20 protein-coding genes are annotated in these 20199 nt (G+C 54.9%); 7 read left to right on the top strand and 13 right to left on the bottom strand.

What is annotated here, in order from left to right:
* Window positions 1–6: 6 nt before the first annotated feature.
* Window positions 7–243: a SlyX family protein gene (locus tag UF64_RS15190; protein WP_235285090.1), complete on the bottom strand. Its 237-nt coding sequence runs from the start codon at window positions 241–243 to the stop codon at window positions 7–9.
* A gap of 93 nt (window positions 244–336) precedes the next feature.
* On the opposite strand from UF64_RS15190, the gene UF64_RS15185 reads away from it, so the two are divergent.
* Complete coding sequence (locus tag UF64_RS15185) at window positions 337–882, top strand: trans-aconitate 2-methyltransferase (protein WP_044829446.1); 546 nt, start codon at window positions 337–339, stop codon at window positions 880–882.
* Window positions 883–1157: 275 nt separating this feature from the next.
* Here the strand turns inward: UF64_RS15185 and UF64_RS19965 are convergent, their stop codons facing one another.
* From UF64_RS19965 to UF64_RS15170, 3 genes are all read right to left on the bottom strand, one after another.
* On the bottom strand, window positions 1158–1409 hold the full coding sequence (locus UF64_RS19965) for a GDCCVxC domain-containing (seleno)protein (protein WP_082049807.1): 252 nt from the start codon (window positions 1407–1409) through the stop codon (window positions 1158–1160).
* Window positions 1396–2280: an NAD(P)-dependent oxidoreductase gene (locus tag UF64_RS15175; RefSeq protein ID WP_044829444.1), complete on the bottom strand. Its 885-nt coding sequence runs from the start codon at window positions 2278–2280 to the stop codon at window positions 1396–1398. Before UF64_RS15175 ends, UF64_RS19965 begins: the two co-directional genes overlap by 14 nt.
* Window positions 2281–2525: 245 nt before the next feature.
* Window positions 2526–2939, bottom strand: a complete 414-nt coding sequence (locus tag UF64_RS15170; protein ID WP_082049805.1) for a tellurite resistance TerB family protein — start codon at window positions 2937–2939, stop codon at window positions 2526–2528.
* A 485-nt stretch (window positions 2940–3424) separates the two neighbouring features.
* On the opposite strand from UF64_RS15170, the gene UF64_RS15165 reads away from it, so the two are divergent.
* Complete coding sequence (locus UF64_RS15165; protein WP_235285089.1) at window positions 3425–6430, top strand: EAL domain-containing protein; 3006 nt, start codon at window positions 3425–3427, stop codon at window positions 6428–6430.
* Window positions 6431–6509: 79 nt separating this feature from the next.
* On the opposite strand, the gene UF64_RS15160 is transcribed toward UF64_RS15165, so the two are convergent.
* The gene (locus tag UF64_RS15160) at window positions 6510–7154 is read right to left on the bottom strand and encodes a Crp/Fnr family transcriptional regulator (RefSeq protein ID WP_044829441.1); all 645 of its coding nucleotides are present in this window, start codon (window positions 7152–7154) and stop codon (window positions 6510–6512) included.
* Window positions 7155–7365: 211 nt separating this feature from the next.
* Window positions 7366–7812 carry a DUF2946 family protein gene (locus tag UF64_RS15155; RefSeq protein ID WP_044829440.1) on the bottom strand — a complete coding sequence of 149 codons (447 nt, stop codon included), beginning with the start codon at window positions 7810–7812 and terminating at the stop codon, window positions 7366–7368.
* Window positions 7813–8075: 263 nt separating this feature from the next.
* Here UF64_RS15155 and UF64_RS15150 point away from each other — a divergent pair, with 263 nt between their 5' ends.
* The 3 genes from UF64_RS15150 to UF64_RS15140 all read left to right on the top strand — a co-directional run bounded on the left by UF64_RS15150 (window position 8076) and on the right by UF64_RS15140 (window position 11994).
* Window positions 8076–8645: an HdeD family acid-resistance protein gene (locus tag UF64_RS15150; protein ID WP_044829439.1), complete on the top strand. Its 570-nt coding sequence runs from the start codon at window positions 8076–8078 to the stop codon at window positions 8643–8645.
* A 26-nt stretch (window positions 8646–8671) separates the two neighbouring features.
* Window positions 8672–10603, top strand: coding sequence for a heavy metal translocating P-type ATPase (locus UF64_RS15145; RefSeq protein WP_044829438.1), 1932 nt, complete (start codon window positions 8672–8674; stop codon window positions 10601–10603).
* 80 nt (window positions 10604–10683) lie between these two features.
* Window positions 10684–11994, top strand: coding sequence for a pentapeptide repeat-containing protein (locus UF64_RS15140; RefSeq protein ID WP_052657662.1), 1311 nt, complete (start codon window positions 10684–10686; stop codon window positions 11992–11994).
* Here the strand turns inward: UF64_RS15140 and UF64_RS15135 are convergent.
* Window positions 11991–14756 carry an ATP-dependent DNA helicase gene (locus UF64_RS15135; RefSeq protein WP_044829437.1) on the bottom strand — a complete coding sequence of 922 codons (2766 nt, stop codon included), beginning with the start codon at window positions 14754–14756 and terminating at the stop codon, window positions 11991–11993. The genes UF64_RS15140 and UF64_RS15135 overlap by 4 nt on opposite strands.
* A gap of 47 nt (window positions 14757–14803) precedes the next feature.
* Window positions 14804–15580, bottom strand: coding sequence for a hypothetical protein (locus UF64_RS15130; RefSeq protein WP_152630706.1), 777 nt, complete (start codon window positions 15578–15580; stop codon window positions 14804–14806).
* A 153-nt stretch (window positions 15581–15733) separates the two neighbouring features.
* On the opposite strand from UF64_RS15130, the gene UF64_RS15125 reads away from it, so the two are divergent.
* On the top strand, window positions 15734–16579 hold the full coding sequence (locus UF64_RS15125) for an AraC family transcriptional regulator (protein WP_044829435.1): 846 nt from the start codon (window positions 15734–15736) through the stop codon (window positions 16577–16579).
* A gap of 106 nt (window positions 16580–16685) precedes the next feature.
* On the opposite strand, the gene UF64_RS15120 is transcribed toward UF64_RS15125, so the two are convergent.
* The 3 genes from UF64_RS15120 to UF64_RS15110 all read right to left on the bottom strand — a co-directional run bounded on the left by UF64_RS15120 (window position 16686) and on the right by UF64_RS15110 (window position 18430).
* Entirely contained in the window at window positions 16686–17288 is a 603-nt protein-coding gene (locus tag UF64_RS15120; RefSeq protein WP_044829581.1) for a LysE family translocator, read from the bottom strand.
* A 111-nt stretch (window positions 17289–17399) separates the two neighbouring features.
* Window positions 17400–17855 (bottom strand): YqaA family protein, encoded by a 456-nt coding sequence (locus UF64_RS15115; RefSeq protein WP_044829580.1) that lies wholly within the window; start codon window positions 17853–17855, stop codon window positions 17400–17402.
* Between the two features lie 149 nt (window positions 17856–18004).
* On the bottom strand, window positions 18005–18430 hold the full coding sequence (locus tag UF64_RS15110) for an organic hydroperoxide resistance protein (RefSeq protein WP_044829434.1): 426 nt from the start codon (window positions 18428–18430) through the stop codon (window positions 18005–18007).
* Window positions 18431–18804: 374 nt separating this feature from the next.
* Here UF64_RS15110 and UF64_RS15105 point away from each other — a divergent pair, with 374 nt between their 5' ends.
* The gene (locus UF64_RS15105; protein WP_044829433.1) at window positions 18805–19263 is read left to right on the top strand and encodes a MarR family winged helix-turn-helix transcriptional regulator; all 459 of its coding nucleotides are present in this window, start codon (window positions 18805–18807) and stop codon (window positions 19261–19263) included.
* Window positions 19264–19269: 6 nt separating this feature from the next.
* Here the strand turns inward: UF64_RS15105 and UF64_RS15100 are convergent, their stop codons facing one another.
* Window positions 19270–19695, bottom strand: coding sequence for a DUF1801 domain-containing protein (locus UF64_RS15100; protein ID WP_044829432.1), 426 nt, complete (start codon window positions 19693–19695; stop codon window positions 19270–19272).
* Window positions 19695–20102: an MAPEG family protein gene (locus UF64_RS15095; RefSeq protein WP_044829431.1), complete on the bottom strand. Its 408-nt coding sequence runs from the start codon at window positions 20100–20102 to the stop codon at window positions 19695–19697. The genes UF64_RS15100 and UF64_RS15095 overlap by 1 nt, the downstream gene beginning before the upstream one ends.
* Window positions 20103–20199: the final 97 nt, after the last annotated feature.

The following is a 20199-nucleotide window of genomic DNA, read 5'->3' as shown; positions in this document are numbered from 1 at the left end:
ATGCCATCAATAATGCGGTGGTGGTGCGTCGTCTTCTGGTGCTGTACGCAGGAAATCGATCATGCGTTTAATATCAGACGTCATTAATTTGTTCTGACGTTCGAGCATATCAATGCGGTCCCACTGGGATTTGATCATGTCGGACAGGTCGCTGACGACGGTTTCCATGTGGGTAAGCTGTGTTTCAAGCTCTGTGACGCGGCTGTCGATTTCTTCGTGGCTCATGACTTCGATCTTCTGCAAATGACTTTGTTTCGTGCTTTTAGCGCGACTTGCGGTATATGCAAGCCTGTGGCACGACTGCCCGGAGCGGACCCTAACATATCTGGATGGTTGATGACTGATTTATCCGTACTGGCCCTTGTCGGGATTATTTTGGCGCTGATTGCGGTTTATGCAATCCGTCTGCGTGCGGTTCCGATGCCGACATCACCCAAGGCGGCCGAGGAAATCATCGCCTATATACCGAATGATACCAAGATGGTGAGCGATTTCGGATCGGGCTGGGGTGATCTTGCTTTGGCGATTGCGCGAGCCCGGCCGGACGTCAAAGTGACGGGGATCGAGCTTTCGCCAATCCCATATGCCATCAGCCGTATGCGTGCCGTTCTGGCCGCCAAGCCCAATCTTGATTTTATCCGGGCTGATTTTCGCACCCTTGATCGCAACCCGGGGGATGTTGTGGTCTGTTTCCTTGATCCGCGGGTGATGAGCGATGTCGGTGATGTTTTGGCCGAACGGATGACAAGCGGCGGCATTGTGATTTCACGCGCCTTCGCCATTCCGGGCTGGCAGGCCTTTGGCGAAGTGCCGATGAAAACAGGGTCTGATCGACTTTACCTTTATCGGATCGGCAGTCACAAGCCGGGCATTGTTGCCTGATTTTTCGGGGACCTAGGGGCCAAACTCATTCAAATAATCGTCCCGGTCTCCCGGATTTGTGCGGATACGCGAAGCAAAAACGCAGGAAGATATATATCTTTCAATGTTTTGCGACAAAGTAGCCCGTGCAAATCCGGGTGATCCGAAGGACAACTGATATGAGAGAAAGCCTCTGCGTCAAATCCCTTGGTCGGGGATCAGCCCGATCTGCGGGCTTTTCCTTGCCATTTCTCTCATATCAATTGCCGGGTCGGTCATTTGAATGAGTTTGGACCCTAGTTACCGTGTCCGCAACAGCCGCCATCTTTTCCCCGGCCATGCAACTGGATCGGTGGGCAGGGGACGCTGCCATAGGAACAGAAAACGCAGCAGTCACCCGGTTTGGGTCGCAAAACAGCGCCGCAGCCCTTGCAGTCATAGAAATACTGGCAGGCGTCGGTCGGCATGGTTTCGGTTTCGACATGCCCGCATTCGGGGCAGGTTAAAACCGATGTCAGTTCGACGGAAACGGGATCAGTCTTCTTCATAGACTTTGATCAGGGCGGAGTGATCGAGATCGCCATCGCCCATTTCGATCAGTTCGTCATACAGCTCCATGGCAAGGCGGGTGATCGGCAGTTCGACACCCAGTTCGCCTTCGGAAAACTCAAGCGCCTGGAACAGGTCCTTGCGCTGGGTGACGACCTTGCCGCCCGGCACGAAATTGCGTTCGATCATGCGTTCGCCATGCTTTTGAAGGATCGCTGAATCGGCAAAACCACCGGTGAGCGCGGAGCGCAGCTTGTCCAAATCGACATTGGCTTCATCGGCCATTGAAAAGGCTTCGGCAACCGCACCAATGGTGATGCCGACAATCATCTGGTTGGCGGCCTTGGCGATCTGACCGGAACTGACGTCACCAACATGGGTAACGCGTGCGCCCAGAACATCAAACACGCGGCGCGCACGTTCGAAATCTTCCTTATCCGCCCCAACCATGATCGAAAGGGTGCCGTTTTCAGCCCCGTGCGTGCCGCCCGATACCGGGGCATCAATCCAGGTGCCGCCGGCCTCATCAACCGCATCGGCAAAACGACGGGTGGCTTCGACCGAGGTTGTGCCCATATCGATGACAATCGTGCCTTCTTCCATGCCGTCGATAATACCGTCTTCGCCCAGAAGGACATTTTCAAGCGCGACCGTGTTGGCCACACAGATGATGACAATATCAGCCTCGGCCACGGCATCGGCCGGGGTTCCGGCAGTTGCGATACCAAGGTCTTCAAAGGCATTAAGCGTTTCTGGATTGCGGGTGTTGACGGTCAGAACCGCACCGGCCTTTTCAAGATTAAGCGCCATCGGACGCCCCATCAATCCAAGTCCGATAAAGGCAATGTTTTCCCCGGCAAGAGCGGTCATGACAGCAGTTCCTTTGTATGGCGATCGTAAGTGGCGGTGGCAAAATCAGAACAGGCAACGCAAACCCGGCCAGCAATGGGTTCACGAAGTCGATAGAGTTTGTCAGTCAGGCCATATCACATTGCGGCATCCGTGAAAGCAGCGGGTTCTGGGCTAACGCCCCAAGCGCGCTTTTGGTTCCGCAATTTTGATCTTACAGGCCATCCTGTTTTTTTATGCTGATGACGCCAGACAAAATGCTGAGTTTAGAAATCACCCGGCCGGACATAGCGTGCCGCCATGGCGCGTTCAATCGCCGATCCGACCAAGCGGTCGATATCAAGGCGGTGGCGCAGCAATTCCAGAATACGCAGTTCTTCCTGGCTGATTTCGCTGTCGGAAAGGACGATTTCGCAGGCAAAGACATAGGCCGTTTCGCGCAGTTTGCGCGGCAGGGCATCGCGGATCAGATCCAGCGCGCGGTCCATGCCGTCTTCTTCGCCAAGCAGTTTGGCACAATCGCGCGCAACACTGGTCACGCCATCATTGTCAAACCCGGCAAAAATCGGAAGATAACGGACCCGGCGGCCCATCGCGGAAAGTTCGGCATCGGTGATGTCATTATCGGCGGCCGAAACCATAACCATTGTGTAGATCAAGGCGTCCTGATGCGAAATCACGTTGGTTACTCCTTTTCGAGGATGGTTCCCTGAAACGCTGTTTATCCGGACAAGAGACGTTTTTATCCGGACAGTGTGAAAACCCCCGAGCCGCCCGATGGTATGACGATAACCTTCCATGGGCAACAGCTAAGCGATGAAATTTCAGGGATTTTAAGGAATATGTAGTGAAATCGCGTTCATTCTGTTTGCACCGGTCGCACGGGCGCAGAAAGCCGTGAAAAACACGGCGTGTGCGATCAGAAGAACGAAAAATGAAGCCGCTATAAAAATGCAAGCGGAATGATTGGGGTTATTGGCTCTCGTCGGGGAAAATTTGGCTTTGCACTGCATGGGGTAGCAGTTATGGTCGCGCAGCGACAACAAACATGACGAATAAAGCCGCTATGGGAGACATCAACGCAATCGATTCCGTCGGTACGTTGACGGCGTTGATCAGCCACCTGTGTTTGCCGTCTGGAGCATATGATCCAGACGAAGGGCGAATGCTTGTAAACGCGGCTTGGCGCGATACCTATGATCATGGCGTGCAGGTTGGTCAGTGGGTTTCCCCTGATGTCATCGAAGGCCTGTGCGATCCGATCAAGGAATTATCCGAGTGCCTTCTTGAAAACCATGGATATCATCATGTCGCCTGCGGTTTCCGTGATACCGCGCGCATTATCTTTGGCTGGTCGCTGACCATCGGTCGCCGGACTTTTATCCGCTTTACGATTATTGATGCCAATGTGTCTTCGGGGATTGGATCGCTGATCTCCCCGCTGCCGGTCTTGCTGGTGGAACATGATGGCCGGTTACGCAGTGCCAACCGCGCGGCCGAACAGCTTGCCCTTGAGATGGGGCTTTCTTCGCCGCTTGATCTGACGCACCCGAATGACCAGCGCCCACTGGTCAGCGAAAAAGGTCCGCAGTTTGATTCCGAAAACACCCGGACCATGCATTACGGGCAACGGTTCTTCTTCTGGCAATATATCACGCTCGATACATCGGGCTGTCTGGTGCTGTTCGGGCAGGAACGCACGCGCGAGGAAAGTTATCGCCGCGCGCTTGAACATGCCGTGCATGGCATTATCGAGCTGAACGCCGAAGGCACCATTACCAGCGTGAATGAAGAAACCGCGTCGCTGTTTAATTATGAATCCGTGCGCGAACTGACACAGGCCTATTTCCGCCATCCGGAAACGTTTTATGCCAGCGACAACGACCGCGTTCAGCTACGGCGCGACCTTGCATCGGGCAAGGGGGTGCATGCCCGCGATCTGGAAATGCGCCGGGCCGATGGCAGCCAGCTTTGGGTGCGGGTGAACGCCACCGAAATTCGCGGCGAAGGCGGGGTGTTGCTGGGTTACAGTGTCACCATCACCGACATTACTAAAAGCCGGCAGGCAGAATATGATTTGCGCCGCCGTCAGGAACGCTATCGCGCCCTTGTGCAAACCGCCGGTAGCGTGATCATGTTCCTCGACGCCGAGGGGCGCATTCTTGAATATAACCGCGAATGCGAATGGACATTTGGCTATTCCTGGATGGAGGCCGCCGGGCAGAACTTCTTTGACTTCCTGCTGGTCGAGGATGACCGTGCGCGGGTTCGTATGGCCGTGCGCCGGTTGCTGTCAGGTGAAATCATCAAGGACGAGGTCTTCTCGTTCAAGCGCCGCGACGGCGAAGTACGTTTGCTGCAATGGAATGCCCGCGCGCATTTCGGCGAAGATGGCGATGTTGCCGGTGTGATCTGCATCGGGCAGGACGTGACAGAAAAGCTTTCCGTTGAACGCGCACTGCGCCATGCCGAAGAAAAATTCCGCGGCATTTTCGAAAACTCGGCCGAGGGCCTGTTCCAGAGCATTCCGCTTGGTCGTGTGCATTCGGCCAACCCGGCATTCGCATCGATTCTTGGCTATGAAACGGTCGACGAGCTGATCAACAAGGAACAGGATTGGTCCTTCCATTACCTGAACCCGGTCAGCCGTTTGCGCATCACCGGCCGGTTGCTGCGTGACGGGGCAGTACACGGATTTGAAACCGAAATGCGCCGGGCCGATGGCAAGATCATCTGGGTCGAGGAAAATGCCCGTCTGGTTCGTGATGATCAGGGACGCCCGGTTCTGATCGATGGTTCGATCACTGATATTACCGACCGCAAGCGCAGCGAAGCCCGCATTCAGTTCCTGGCCCATCATGATGGTTTGACGGGGCTTCCCAACCGGACCCTGTTCCAGGAGCGTCTGGCAGCCGCGGTCGAGCGCAGCAAGCGCGAACGCAGCCACTTTGTCCTGATGATGTTTGATCTTGATAACTTCAAGGACATCAACGATACGCTGGGCCATCCGATTGGCGACCTGCTCTTGCAGGGGGTGGGGGAGCGCATGCGGGTTTGCCTGCGCAACGAGGACGTGGTTGCGCGTCTGGGCGGGGATGAATTTGCCGTCCTGATCCATGAGCCCGGCTCGGTCGAGGAAGTGACCTTTGTCGCGCAGCGCTTGATCGAACGTGTTTCCGAGCGTTTCATGCTTGATGGCAACGAAGTGCAGGCATCGACATCTGTTGGGATATGCATGTATCCGCAGGATGGTCGCGATGAAAAAGACCTGCTGCGTAATGCCGATCTGGCGCTTTATTGCTCCAAGGCCGAGGGGCGCAATCGCTATCACTTCTTTGAACCGAAGCTTCAGGTCGAGGTTCAGGAACGCAAGGCGATGGAACGCGACCTCAGCCATGCGATTGAAAATGACGAACTCGAGCTTTTCTATCAGCCGATCATTGATATTGGCGGTCATCGTATCATCGGCATGGAAGCCCTGGTGCGCTGGTTCAGCCCATCCCGTGGACAGGTCAGCCCGGTTGATTTCATCCCGGTGGCCGAACGCATGGGCATCATTGCCGATATCGGCAAATGGGTTTTGAACCGTGCCTGCGAACAGACCAAGGCATGGCGTGATGCTGGCTATGGCGATCTGACGATTTCGGTCAATCTGTCGCCGCTTGAGCTTGCCCGTCATGAGGACCTGATTGAAAGTGTCGGCGAAGTGCTTTCGCGCACCGAACTTGACCCCCATCAGTTGCAGTTCGAAGTAACCGAAGGGGCGGTTATGGACAACCCGCGCGAAGCGGCCATCACGCTGGGTATCCTGCGTAATCAGGGCATCCGGATTGCGATTGATGATTTCGGTACGGGTTATTCGTCACTCGCCTATCTCAAACGTTTCCCGGTGGACAAGATCAAGATCGACCGGTCGTTCATCATTGATATTGACAGTTCCGATGGCAATGCCGCCATCGTGCGCGCGGTGGTGTTCCTGGCGCGGTCATTTGGCATGGCGGTCAATGTCGAAGGCATTGAAACCGAAACCCAGCTTGAACATATCGCATCCGAAGGGGTGGACGAGGTTCAGGGCTTCTATTTCAGCAAGCCGATCAATGCAGGCGATATGGAAAACCTGCTTAAGGCCAATCTGACTTCGCCCGCGCAGTTCCCGATCGCGCAATCCTGATCAAGGCGCATCTGGCCTGCACCAAAGACGGCCTGAAAGAAAAACGCACCGGAAATTATCCCGGTGCGTTTTTGTCGTTTCAGGCCGCGGTTTGTTGTTGCGGCTCACCTGCGACCTTGCACAGCTTGTCGCGGTCAATGCGCATGGTCGATGGCATGCGCGGATTGCGCACAATCGCCCCTTCGCGTTTCAGATTGGCGATCATGCGACTGGCCGTTTCGGTCGTGGTGGCGACAATATTGCCAAGCTTTTCGCGGTTGGGCAGTGCTACCAGATCATTATGGGCTGACCATAACAGGAACCGGCAAATCCGGCGCATGGCCGATCCGGTGCCAAAGCTGATCTTGAGCTGCTGACCATCCATGACCTCGCTTGCGAGAAGCGACATCATTGCGGCTTGCGCGCGGGCGTCATTTTGCTGGGCAAGACGGACCCGCTGAATCGGGACACGTTTGATCACCGACGGTGCGATGGTCTCAATCACCAATGACGGGTCGGTCACGGCCAGCATTTCAAGGCCGATCGCATCGCCGGGACGATAGACGCGACAAACCTGTCTTTCGCCCTGTTCAGTGTATTTGCAGCGCAAAGCCAGCCCGGCCTGCACAATGTAAACATATGTGTGGTCCTCGGCGTGGTGGCCGATGCTGGCATCTGCCGGCAATGTCAAAACAGCGGGTTCGGCAAGTTTTTCCAATAGGTGCAAGGCGTCGTCTTTGTTCATGGGGATCTCCCATTGGCAAATTTACAGATACGCGGCAAAGCCGTCGCGTATCGACACCAGTCTGTGAACCGGGGAATGCCCGGTATGTGCCGGTTTTCGGCTGGAAAAAGGTTTCAGATCGGATACGACCCCAAGCACTGCAGATACAGTTGTGACGTCAAAGGACCATGAAGGCCGCGCTAGCATATAACGGCCGCAATCAGAAACCGGATCAGATGGCAACGGGCGGTGCACGTGGCGACGCTGCAATCGGGCAGAAGTCATGCAGGCGTGCGGTGATGTGAAGGGCTGTGACCTTGTTCGATAGGCGCACCCGATGGACCAGTGGCAATTCCGGTTCAACCGGCATGCCGGCCGCATGGTTGCCTAGGCCGCAACTCGCACACTGGAAACCGTCAAAGGCATCCGAGCTGTGCGGATGGGCGGTGCGATCTTCGGCAAACTCGGCTGGGACCGAAATGGTTTTGATGCCATTCGCGGTACAGATGATCAGCGGGACATAGGTTTGGGAAACTTGCGTGTCGGCTGTCGGCACCGCTTCAAGGGCGACCGGCGCATGCATGAAGCCGAAAAACAGCGCGTTAACCAGCAACAACCACGCCACACAAAGTGACAGCGTGCGTCTGGCAGCCAGGCAGTTTAACGGCGTGAAATACACGAGTTTCCATCCCGATTGGAAAGCTTGTGAATTTGAATAAACCCTTGAAAGCGCCGTGTCAAAGCCTGCGATAGTGAACCAGTTATCACCATTTTTTTATAATCGTTTCAGAAAAGACCGCGGGCGCTTGCGTTGCGGTCGTTTGGTTCGTTTGGTCCCGTCGAAACCGGGAACTTGTTCTATTCTCAAAGCGTTGGGTTTATACTTCGAAGCAATTTCAAGTTGATGTTGCTGCGCCCCATAGCAGTCAGGAGCACCTTACCATGACCTTGATCGTCAATGACGGAACGCCGGAAATGCGTGGCCTTTTGGAAAAGGGGCGTAAACGGTTGCGCACGGTCGGGATTGTGATGCTGATCTTGGGTGTGCTGGCGGTGGCCTTTCCCTTTGTCACGACAATTGCCTTTAAAACCGTGATTGGCTGGCTGTTTCTGATCGGGGCGCTTGGCCATTTTTACGGTGCCTGGAATGCCGATACACCCACGCGCCGCAGTCTTGATGTCATTCAGGGGGCTGTCTTTGCGCTGATCGGTGGGTGGCTTGCCTTCATGCCGGAAGGCGGCATTGTCACCCTGACCGTTCTTTTGGCGATTGCCTTTGTCTTGCACGGTCTTTTTGAAACCATGATGGCGCTTTGGCTCAAACAGTTTCCGGGCTGGAAATGGATGCTGCTTTCGGGCGGGATTTCGGTTCTGGCCGGTATCCTGATCTTTGCTGAATTGCCTAGTTCGGCAACATGGGCAATCGGTTTGCTGCTGGGCATCAACCTGTTATCGTCAGGGTTCAGTTACCTGATGGTATCCATGGCGATGGGTACGGTTTCGCGCCCTTAAAGAAGGGCGAAATTGAGGGATAAGGCATGGCAAAGGCGGCACCGGTTGGTGTTCAGGCAGGGGTTCTTGAACGGTGTGACGATGCGCTTTCGACACCTGCCCTTAACCGCGCCATTCTGATTGTTACCCTGCTTGCCATGGCGGCCCACTTTGTTTTGATGTTCGTCGGGCCCGAGGTAATGCTTGGCCGGCGCACTGCTGATCTTCCGCTTTTCATCCTGTTTGTCGTGGGCGGCTTGCCCATTCTGGGGCAGCTTGCGATCAAGCTTTTGCGCCGTGAAATGGGGGCGGATTTTCTTGCCGCTATTTCCTTTGTCACCGGTGTGGTGCTGGCAGAATATCTCGCTGCCAGCCTGATCATTCTGATGCTGACCGGCGGGCAGGTCTTGGAAAGCTATGCCATGCGCAAGGCGTCCTCGGCGCTCAATGCCCTTGCCAAGCGTATGCCAAGTGTCGCGCACCGCAAATCCGAAGACGGCGAGATTACCGACATCGCGATTGACGATATCCAGATTGGTGATCTGATTGCGGTCTTTCCCCATGAAACGGCACCGGCGGATGGTGTGGTCGTTGATGGCCATGGCAGCATGGATGAGAGTTATCTGACCGGGGAGCCCTATGTGGTCGCCAAGGCACCGGGCACCAATGTCCTGTCGGGGGCAATCAATGGCGAGGCGGTGCTGGTCATTCGGGCGGAAAAGCGCGCGGAAGACTCCCGCTATGCCCAGATCATGAATGTCATGGCCGAGGCCGAACAAAAGCGCCCGCGCATTCGCCGTCTTGGTGATCAGATCGGGGCGTGGTTTGCACCGGCTGCCCTTTTGTTTGCGATCTTGGTCGGCTATCTCAGTGACGATTCATCGCGGTTTCTTGCGGTCCTGGTGGTGGCGACACCCTGTCCGCTTCTGATTGCTATTCCGATCACGGTGATGAGTGCGATTTCGATTGCCGCCCGGCGCGGCATTGTCGTGCGTGATCCGACCGTGCTGGAAAGCTTGCCGACCTGCCAGACGGCTATTTTTGATAAGACGGGGACGCTCACTTATGGCCGCCCGGAATTGGTGGAGGTTCTGGCGGGGCCGGAATTCAATGGCGATCTTGTCTTGCGGTTGGCCGCCAGTCTGGAACGCTATTCCAAGCATCCGCTGGCCTCGGCCGTTTTGGCCGCCGCCCGTGATCGCAAATTGCCGCTTGATGAGGTCAATCATGCCTCGGAAAAACCGGGACAGGGGTTGAGCGGGCAGGTCGATGGCCACGAAGTTGCCGTTACCCACCGCAACAAACTGATGAAATCCGATCCCGGGATCGCGCGGCTTTTGCCCGAAACGGCAGCCGGGCTTGAATGCGTGGTGCTGGTCGATGGCAAATATGGCGCGACCTTCCGCTTCCGCGATACCCCGCGCGCTGAGGGCGAAAGCTTCGTTGGCCATCTCGGCGAAATCCATCACTTCAACAAGGTGATGCTGCTTTCCGGCGATCGCGAAAGCGAGGTCAGCTACCTTTCCGAACTGCTTGGCATTTCCGAAAGTCTGGCGTCGCAAAGCCCGGAGCAGAAAGTCGCCATCGTACGCTCCGAAACCGCCAAGGCCCCGACAATCTTCATGGGCGATGGCATCAACGACGCTCCGGCACTGGCCGTCGCCACGGTCGGCATCGCCTTTGGCAAGGAAAGTGCCGTTACCGCCGATGCCGCCGGTGTGGTGATCCCCGAGGCATCACTGGTTACAGTCGATGAGCTGCTTCACATCAGCATGGCGATGCGCCGCATCCTTTTACAAAGTGTCATTGGCGGTATGGTGCTCTCCATTGTCGCGATGGGCTTTGCCGCAGGCGGCTATATCACCCCGGTTGCAGGGGCGCTTTTGCAGGAAGGCATTGATGTTATTGCGATCCTCAATGCTCTCCGGCTGGCGCTTAAGCATGATATTGATGCCGATATCGCCGAGGATGATAATTGAAAGTAGCCTTTAACCTATAAGCGAAATACTATTTTAGGTCGTAATTTGTTGAATGAGTTAATTTTCGGCTGGGGGAAATCGTGCGGCGGGAGAAATCAACACTTGTGGAATGGTTGAGGCTTAAGCGCGAACTGAATTTTTCAGAGAATGCGTTTTTAGGCGGACTATTAGGTTTTGTGCTCCTGCTGTTCGTTTTTACTCTCGTTGCACTCAGTATTGCTGTCTTAGGAATGCTGGTCGTGATGGTCGTCGATGCAGGTGTTTTGCCTTCTGCGGAAAGAGCTGAGTCCATTAGAAACCTTGGTTTGCTACTTGCCGCAACTGTAGGTTTGCCATTTCTGGTCTGGCGTTCAATTGTTGCCCAAAAACAGGTTAGCATTGCAGAACAAGGGCATATAACCGACCGAATAAATGAGGCGGTAAAGGGGCTTGGTTCTGAAAAGGTGGTCAAAGAATACAATAAGGTAGCTAGATATAAAAAACGTGATGGTTGGCCCATTTTTGACGACAATGGAAGACCCATCCCAGTTGTGAATTCTGAAGGCGAACATATTGAAGATGTTGAGAATGTTGAAGTTACCGTGCCAAATCTGGAAGTGCGGTTAGGTAGCATTTATTCGCTCGAACGAATTGCTCTTGATAGCTTAAGAGATCATAAGCAAATCATGGAAATTTTCTGTGCTTATGTCAGAGAGAATACTCCAAGACCTTTGAACGCTTTCGAACCTCGTCCGAAAATCCGAGTTGATGTTCAAGCAGTGATAACGGTTGTTGGGAGGCGAACAAGAAGACAGATTGAGTCAGAGTGGGAAAACAAGTTTAGGCTTGATTTTTCAGGGGCAACTCTAGATGGCGCAGTCTTCAGTGGCGGTGACTTTTCTGGTGCAAAGTTCCATTCGGCGTCTCTCACGAATGCTGACTTTTCTTCGGCGCGCTTGCTGGGTACACAATTCCAAGGTGCATTCTTAAATTACGCTAGTTTTTGGGGGGCCGAGCTTATCGGAACTGATTTTTCCGGTATTTGGTACACTGCACCTGAGCACACATATTTGGGATTTTCTAATTCATACGGCATTTGCTTGGCAGGCGCAGATATTACCGCACTAAATGGATTTGGTTCGAGAGAAACCGGTAGTTCATTTGGGGATGGTGATACTAAACTGAATCCAGTTTTGGACAAAGAGCGCCAGAAAGTTTACAGCATCGTAAAGAAGTTTCGCGCTGAAAATGAATTTGAGGACTGGCATAAAGTATTAGATTTGGACGAGGTTCGAGATAGTGAATTCAAGCACTGGTCTCCTGACGGGGCGGATGATTATTTTCAAAGTGTAGCGCGCGAAGACATTCTCAAGCTATTTAATTTGAACGGTTTTCCATACGCTGACGACTAGTTCGTTCTAAGAAAGTCGCTCGTTTGCTCGATTGCTTCGCGGAGGCCAACACGCTGGACCTCGACGTCTTCGGGGAAGGCGCCCAGAAGCCGAGATGGCAAGCGGTTATCAAGCAGGACAAACACTCCACGATCTTCCGCACGCCGGACAAGGCGGCCAAAGGCCTGCTTCATGCGTAGACGGGTGAGCATGTCGTCATAGCGGGCACCATGGAAGGCGGACTTGCGCGCACGGTGCAGGATGTCAGGGCGCGGCCAGGGCACACGGTCAAAGACGATCAGACGCAAACTATCGCCCGGCACATCGACCCCGTCTCGCACGGCATCGGTGCCAAGCAAGCAGGCATCGCGTTCGACCCGGAAAATGTCGATGAGCGTTGAGACATCCATGCCATCAATATGTTGGGCCAAAAGCTGCAAACCGGCATCATCCATCGGGCCGGTCAGGCGTTCATAAATCGCCCGCAAACGTGTAATCGCGGTAAACAGGCCAAGTGCCCCACCGCCGGACGCCAGAAACAGTTCGCGATAGGCCGCCGCAACATGGTCCGGGTTGTCGCGGCCAAGGTCATTGACGATGAAAACACGAGTTTGTTCGGCATAGTTATACGGGCTTTTCATCGCGGCCCGGATGGCAGGCAACGGCATGTGCGATGCCCCCGTGCGATCCTCGGCCACGGCCCAGTCGAAATCTTCATCGCCCGTGCCATCACGAAGGGTGGCGGATGTCACCACCATGCCATGTGCGGTCGGGGCAAGCGATGTGGTCAGCGGGATGGTCGGATCAAGGTAATGGCGATGCATGCCGACATCGAAATCCCGGCCAAACTGGCGTTCAATCGCAAACCAGTCGACAAAGGTTTTGGGTGTTTCCTCCACTAGGGAAGCCAGCATTTCACGCCATGCGCCGACCTGCATGATCGCCCGGCGCTCGAGCGAGCGAATGGCGGCATCAAGGCGCTGGCGTTCGGCGGAATCAAGCTCGTCAGCCTTTTCGTCCAACATATGAGCGATGATCTTGATCAGCGATTTGGCGGGTTTTTCCATGGCCTCCAGCGCGCGATCCAGATCGGCTGCACTGGCAAGAACTTCATTGATCGCCGGTTTGCAGTCGGTCTCGGTCGAGTAGCCGCGATCACCATCGCTTGAGCGTGCCATTACCTGCGCACGGACATGGGCAAGGAAGGTTTCCGCCGGGCCCTTGGCATGTTGGGATCCGTCATGAATGCGCGACAGCCAGCCCTGTTCGGGCAGGCATTGGGCGGCGACAATCACCGCATTAACCGCATCGCGCAGCTCGTCGCGATCCAGAATAAGCGTTTCAAGCCGCTGCTTGAGGCCGCGCGCACGCGATGATCCCTTTTGCTCAGCACCGAGCAACCAACGACGGAGTTCCTGCCCTTCTATCCCGGTCAGGTGCGATGAAAATGCCTTGTCGGCGGCATCAAAAAGATGGTGCCCCTCGTCAAACACATAACGGGTCGGCATGGAGGCATCATCAAGCCCGCCAAGGGCTGCCTGCACCATCACCAGCGCATGGTTGGCGACCACGATCTCGGCCGAACGCGCACGCCGCACGGTCTTCTCGACAAAGCACTTCGAATAATGCGGGCAGGCGGCATAGATGCATTCGCCGCGCTGATCAGCCAACGCCCCGGTAAAACGATTGCCGAGCAATTCAGTCAGCCAGGCGGGGAAATCGCCGCCGACCATATCGCCATCGCGCGTGTGCGACGCCCAGCGCGCAATCAGGCCAAGCGGGGTTGCCTGATGCGGTTGTTGGGCAAGCGGCCTTTGCGCCTCTTCGAAGTTCAGCAGGCAGAAATAGTTTTCCCGGCCCTTGCGGACGACAGCCTTCAGGCGCTTGTCCTTGGGATCGTCATAAAGGCGATCAAGTTCCTGATCGATCTGGCGCTGCAGGTTGCGGGTATAGGTCGAAATCCATACTGCGCCATCATTCTTCTGCGCCCACAGCGACGCCGGGGCGACATAGCCCAGTGTTTTGCCGGTCCCCGTTCCGGCCTCGGCCAAAACAATATTCGGCGCACCGTCATGCAGACGCGGGCCAAAGGCCGAACAGACCGAGGATGCATAATCGGCCTGCTGCGGGCGTTCTTCCGCCCCTTCGCCCAAAAGTTCTTTCAAGCGCTTGCGCGCATCCTTGGGATCAACCGGATGGTTGGCCGGTGGCGGGGGCGGGGCATGTTCGGCCCATTCGCCGAGCTTTTTCCAGATCTTGAGTCCCTCATAAACCGCATATCGGTGCGGGCCATCGCCATCCGCTCCCAATGCCGCCAGAACCGATACACCCCACGGCCAATGTCCGCGCGCCATCGGCCATGCGATGGATAGTGCCGGGCCACGCTTATTACGATGAAGGGTGGCGAGTTCCTGCAACAGGCGCTTCATGGCTTCTGCCAGTGCCTCTGCCTGACCAATCAGGTCATCGGCCGGTTTTTGCCCCGTCGCAAGGGCAATGCCGCGCGGGGTCGGCACGCAAAACTGTGCCGGACGGACAAAAGCAAAAAGTTCCAACAGGTCATGGGCCGGAAACGGATCGGATTTCAAACGCCGGGCACAGGCCGGGGTATGAACCAGAATGGGGCGCGATGACCGGGCGCGCTTGGCAGCTGCGCCGTGCGGGAGTTCCTCGATCTCGCCATCGGGCGATAAAAACACGGCATGACGCAATCCAACGACCATGACAGGGGCGTTGGGCGGCATGAAACGCGGTTGGGACTCTTCGGAACGATCATCGAACATTTGGGGCACTATAATGGCGTGTGTGCCGGGGCGCTACCGGGGAAATTTCAGTTCTTGAGCGAGGCGATCCAGTCAATAATATTCTGTAGATTAACACCATGCCCACTAACAGTGGAGGTGGACAATGCATCTTGTAGGCTTTGCCGTTTGTTGAAATCCCAATAACTCTTATCGGAGTGCTTGAATATCTCATGGCACATTGCGATGATCTGTAAAGATACCTTTATGGTTTCTTCTATTTCTGAGTGTTTTACTTGGTTTTGGGAAATGTATCTCGTTAGTCGAGCTCTTTGAAACTGAAGTGCTCTGATTGTGTTGGCTAGAACTTCCTGAATATATTTAGATTGTTCGTGTTCAGTTGCATTTGCAAAACGTGAAATTGCTGCATTTGGTAGGTCGGGAAAGGTGTGAGATTGCACGTTTGTGTATCTTGTATTTGGAGCGTGTGGAAGCAATTGCGCTCCCATGCTTTCCATCTCTGTTATAAAGGCATTCGAGTAGTCGATTATTTCTGTTGCGGCTAGAGGTAAAAATGCCCGTGCCTTTCTTGCAGCACCTTCAACGCTCCTTTCAAAATTGTCCCTCGTGGACCGAGTTTGTATGTTTATAACAACAACAGTAGCCGCAGCGGCTAGTAGCGCTAAAAATGCGCCAGCAAGAGTTTGCCAGCCATACAGTGTTTCAATCTTTGTGTCCCATTCTTCGATTTTTAGGTCAAATTGAGGCAATATGTTCATGGTAAGAATAAAAAATAGAGTAATAAGTCCGCCAAGGAAGGAGGACATTGCTGTGTGAAGTACAGACGGAGATTGACGTTTATCCATTATCATAACTCTTTTTTCTAATGTCAGATTCTTGGCTTCGCAGAGATAATTCGAACTTTAATCAATTTTCGCGGTAAGGTTGAAATTTTTGCATATATTGACTGTAAATATAGGTGCAAAATCCGCTGCATCGATTAAATCAAAAACTTGAGTATGATTAAATCCTCCCAATATTTCTGGCGCGATGACGCCATGCCGTTTGTCGAATTGCGGCGTGTGGCGGATGGGCATTCGGTTTGTTACGAGCGTCATAGCCACGATACCTTTTCGATTGGTACGGTGAAGGGCGGCTTTAGTACCTATTGGAACCGGGGCAAGACCCATGAAACGCAAGCAGGGTCGGTGGTGATCCTTAATCCCGAGGACGTGCATGGCTGCAACCCGGTCAAGGGAGCGGACTGGGTTTATGACATGCTGTTTGTGGATCCCGACTGGCTGCTGGATTTGCAGATTGAACTCGATGCCGATGCGGCCGGGAAGTTCGCGATGTTTTCCGACACACTGAGCCATGATCCGCATCTTTATGACGGATTGCTGGATCTGGCCGATACGCTTGCTAACCCGGGTGTGGATATTCTCGGCAAGGAAACGGCGATGGTGTCGTTCTTTGGCGATCTGCATGTGAAGCTTGATCAGCGGGGGGTGCTGGATGGTGCGGCTGGTGTTAGCGGCGTGCTCCATGATCGCAAGATGGCACGTGTGGGCGACTATATCCGCACCCGTTATGCCGAGAATATCGGGCTTGATGAGCTGGCCGGGTTGGTTGGCTATTCAAGGTCGCATCTGGTTCGCGCCTTCAAAAAGGCCTTTGGCATGACGCCCTATGCCTATCTGATCAATTGCCGGGTACAGCGCGCCCGTCATGCGCTTAGGCAGGGCGAAAAGATCGTCGATGTCGCGCTTGAAACCGGCTTTGCCGATCAGGCGCATTTCCAACGCATTTTCAAACGCCTGATGGCAACCACGCCCCGGCAATATGCCCGCGCGCAAGCCGCGTAAGTTGGAGCTGTGGATGCCCGCCTTCGCGGGCATGACGGGGAAGACTCAGTTATGTCGTCATTCCCGCGCAGGCGGGAAACTCTTGCCGGATGCGGTGCAGGCGGATTTATCCCAAAACCAGATAAGCGGCACTGGCGATCAGCAACACCGCCATCGCCCGGTTAAATAGGCGAATACGCGTAGGCTCGCCAAGAAAGCGCGATAAAAACGCGCCAGTATAGGCCCAGCAGGCGACCGAGACAAAACAGACCACGAAATAGATCGCAGTAAATTCCCAGATCAATGCAGGCGCGCCGGACGCGGCATAGGCACCCATCCCTGCGATGGATGCCAGCCAGGCCTTGGGATTGACCCATTGCATGATGGCCCCGGTGATCGCCTTGGGCCCGGATGCGGCATTGCCCTTGCCCAGTTCGCCGTTCGAGGTCGCCAGTTTCCAGGCCATGAACAGCAGGAACGCCACGCCGGCCCATTGAATGACGAGGATCAGTTGCGGGAAGGCTTCAAGCATTTCATGAAGGCCCAACCCGATCAGAAGCAATAACAGGCAAAAGCCCGCTGTCGCGCCGAAGACAAGGCGCAGCGAGGGGCGAAAGCCATATTGCACGCCTGAACTTAGCACCAGAATATTGACCGGTCCCGGGGTGATGGAGGCCGCAAGCGCAAAGGCGGCCATGGAAAGATAAAGGCTGAGAGTTGCGCTGAGCATGCGTGGTGTTTCCTCCTTGATCGACATCCTGTGGGGAAAGGTGCCGTGTTTGTTATCAAGGAGGATGGCAAATGCGTGTGGTGATTTATTGAACGATATTGCTCAGGCGGTCTAAACGCCGAATGCTTTGGCCAGTGCTGATGCACCACCGGCAATCATGGCATAGCGCGCGGCCTTGCCAATCGTCACCAGAATGATAAAGGGCACAAAGCGCACCCGCATCACCCCGGCAAATAGCGTCAGCGGATCACCAATGATCGGAAGCCAGGCGAGCAACAGCGACCAAAGCCCGTATTTGCCAAACCAGCGCGATGCCCGATCAAGGGCGTCTGCCGATACGGGGAACCAGCGCTTGTGCTTGAAATGCTCGGCATAAAGACCAAGCCACCAGTTCACCAGCGACCCCAGAACATTGCCCGCCGTCGCCACCACAACCAGCAGCCACACCGCATGATCACCGGACGCAATCATCGCGGCCAAAGCCGCCTCGGACGTGCCAGGCAGGATGGTTGCGGAAGTCAGGGCCGAGAAAAAGAGGCCTGTGAGTAGGGTGAATGTTGTGGTCATGGCGTTTCGATAGACGGGAATGAGCAGGGCGTCCAGCATGTTTCGCGTCGGGCTCGGACAAAGAAAAGGCCCGGTGCGGGGTAACACCGGGCCTGAAATTGCCGGTCAGCAGTTTGGGGGGAGCTGACCAGCAGGGGGGAGCTTGTGCTTTAAGCGATCACGGACGAAACATCGACATTGCCGCGTGTTGCATTCGAGTACGGGCAGATCTTGTGAGCTTCTTCGACGAGTTTTTCGGCATCCGCCTTATCAAGACCCGGAAGTGCAATCTTGAGCGTCACGGCAAGGCCAAAGCCGCCTGCATCGCGCGGGCCGATCCCGACTTCGGCTGTGACCGAAACATCATTGGGGACTTTCGGGCCGCCCTGGGATGACACGAACTTCATTGCACCGATAAAGCAGGCCGAATAGCCCATGGCAAACAGCTGCTCGGGATTGTTGCCGTCCCCGCCTGCGCCGCCAAGTTCCTTTGGCGTGGTCAGCTTGACATCGAGCGAGCCGTCAGCGGTTTTCGCCCGGCCATCACGGCCGCCGGTGGCAGAAGCGCTTGCAGTATATTTTACATCAACAGACATGGTTTCATCCTTTGTTTGAACGTTGGTTCGACTTGGTGAGAACCCGGCTGCGATACCTTCATATGTCGCCGGGGGTGAGCAGGTGCAAGAGCACCTGCCCGAAAGAGGGTGAAAGTTTTGTGACCATCAGGTCCAAAGCAGATCAGGGTCTGCGTGATGAAAATAAGATCGCACAATAATATATCGTGTGCGATATAAAATGCAACAAGGCAGTCATGTCGATAAATCGCTTGTCATTATATCGTGCGCGATTTAAATTCAGCGGCTTTGAATTTGCGGTGGCTTGCGCGACCATTGGGTGGCAGGCAGTATCGATGATACGGATCAGGTACGTGATCCGGGAATGGCCTGATTGTGCTTAAAGGATGTGATGGATGACCAAGGCTGCCAAAGAAGATCTTCTCAATCTGGAAAAGTTTTTGTGCTTTTCGATCTATTCGGCGGGGCATGCCTTTAACCGGGTCTACAAACCATTGCTCGACAAGCTGGGGCTTACCTATCCGCAATATCTGGTTATGGTCGCGCTTTGGCAGGAAGACAATCAGTCGGTGCGCAGTATTGGCGCAAAGATGTATCTGGAATCAAGCACCCTGACACCGTTGCTCAAACGGCTTGAAGCCAATGGACTGGTCACGCGCACGCGCGACCCCAGTGATGAGCGATCCGTCCGCATTACCCTGACCGAGGCCGGAAAGACCCTTCGAGATCAGGCAGAGGAAGTACCTGCCTGCATTCTTGAAGCCACTGGGCTTGATGTTGAAACCGCCAAGCGGTTGAACCGCGATTTACGCACCATGCGTGATCAGATTGACGCGGTGGTTCGAGAGCTTTGATTGGGCTTATTTACCGGATGATTTGCGGTCGAGGTGATAGGTCAGAGCCCAACTAAGCGCAGTTTTTATTGCCGGTTCGGGCAGGGGGCGATCAAGCGGCAGGATAATCGCACGGTTGCCTTCGGTGGCAAGATCGGCTGAAAGCAGGCTACGCGTGCGATCAATCAGGTCAGTCTTGCAGTCAAAAAAGATCATCACCTGATCAGGTGCTTTGGGTTTCCAGTCGGCCCGGATGGTAATGCCTGATCCCGATTTGGGGCGCCAGGCCGGTTCACCCCATTTGAGGCTTTCGGTCACCTGGCCAACCCCATCGATTTCGCCAGCCAGTTCAAACACCCAATCCCGGATCGACATCAATGCCCGGCGGGCCGCAGCCGGGCAGGCATTGAATTTGGCCGCAACCTCGGCGCTGGCGAAATCACCTGATACCATTACATGCCCGCAGCACTGAGATTGCCAAAGGACTGGATCAGAAGCCAGACACCACAGACCGCAAGCGTGATGTGCTGCATGACCATGGCCGGTGCGATGATCCGTTTGGACCGTTTGAGCGTGCCAATCGCATGCAGAAGTCGACTTGCGATCAGAATGACCGCAACAATCCAGATAATGTCAGAGGTCGCCAGGATCGCCTCGATGGCGAGAATGAGAAGCACGCAAAGCGGGGCATTTTCAACGAAGTTGCCGTGCGCCCGAATGCGCCGGCGCAGGGTGTTGTCATCACCATCGCCGCTCAGTACCCCGACCTGGGCACGCCGAACAGAGACCATCAGGCTGAGCCCGGTCAGCATCAAAACGAATACTGCGGTAATGCAGATGGTTACAGGAAGTGGCAGCATTGAACGTTTCCCGAATTGTTGGGGCAAATTGTAATTGGCGAAGGTAATTCAATCATCGAATGATGTGGGGATCAAACAAAAGGACGACACCAGAAAT

It is taken from the genome of Thalassospira sp. HJ (assembly GCF_000948415.1).
Taxonomy (GTDB): domain Bacteria; phylum Pseudomonadota; class Alphaproteobacteria; order Rhodospirillales; family Thalassospiraceae; genus Thalassospira.
Note: the sequence above shows the minus strand (reverse complement) of the source record. Positions and strands in the feature narration are given on the sequence as shown.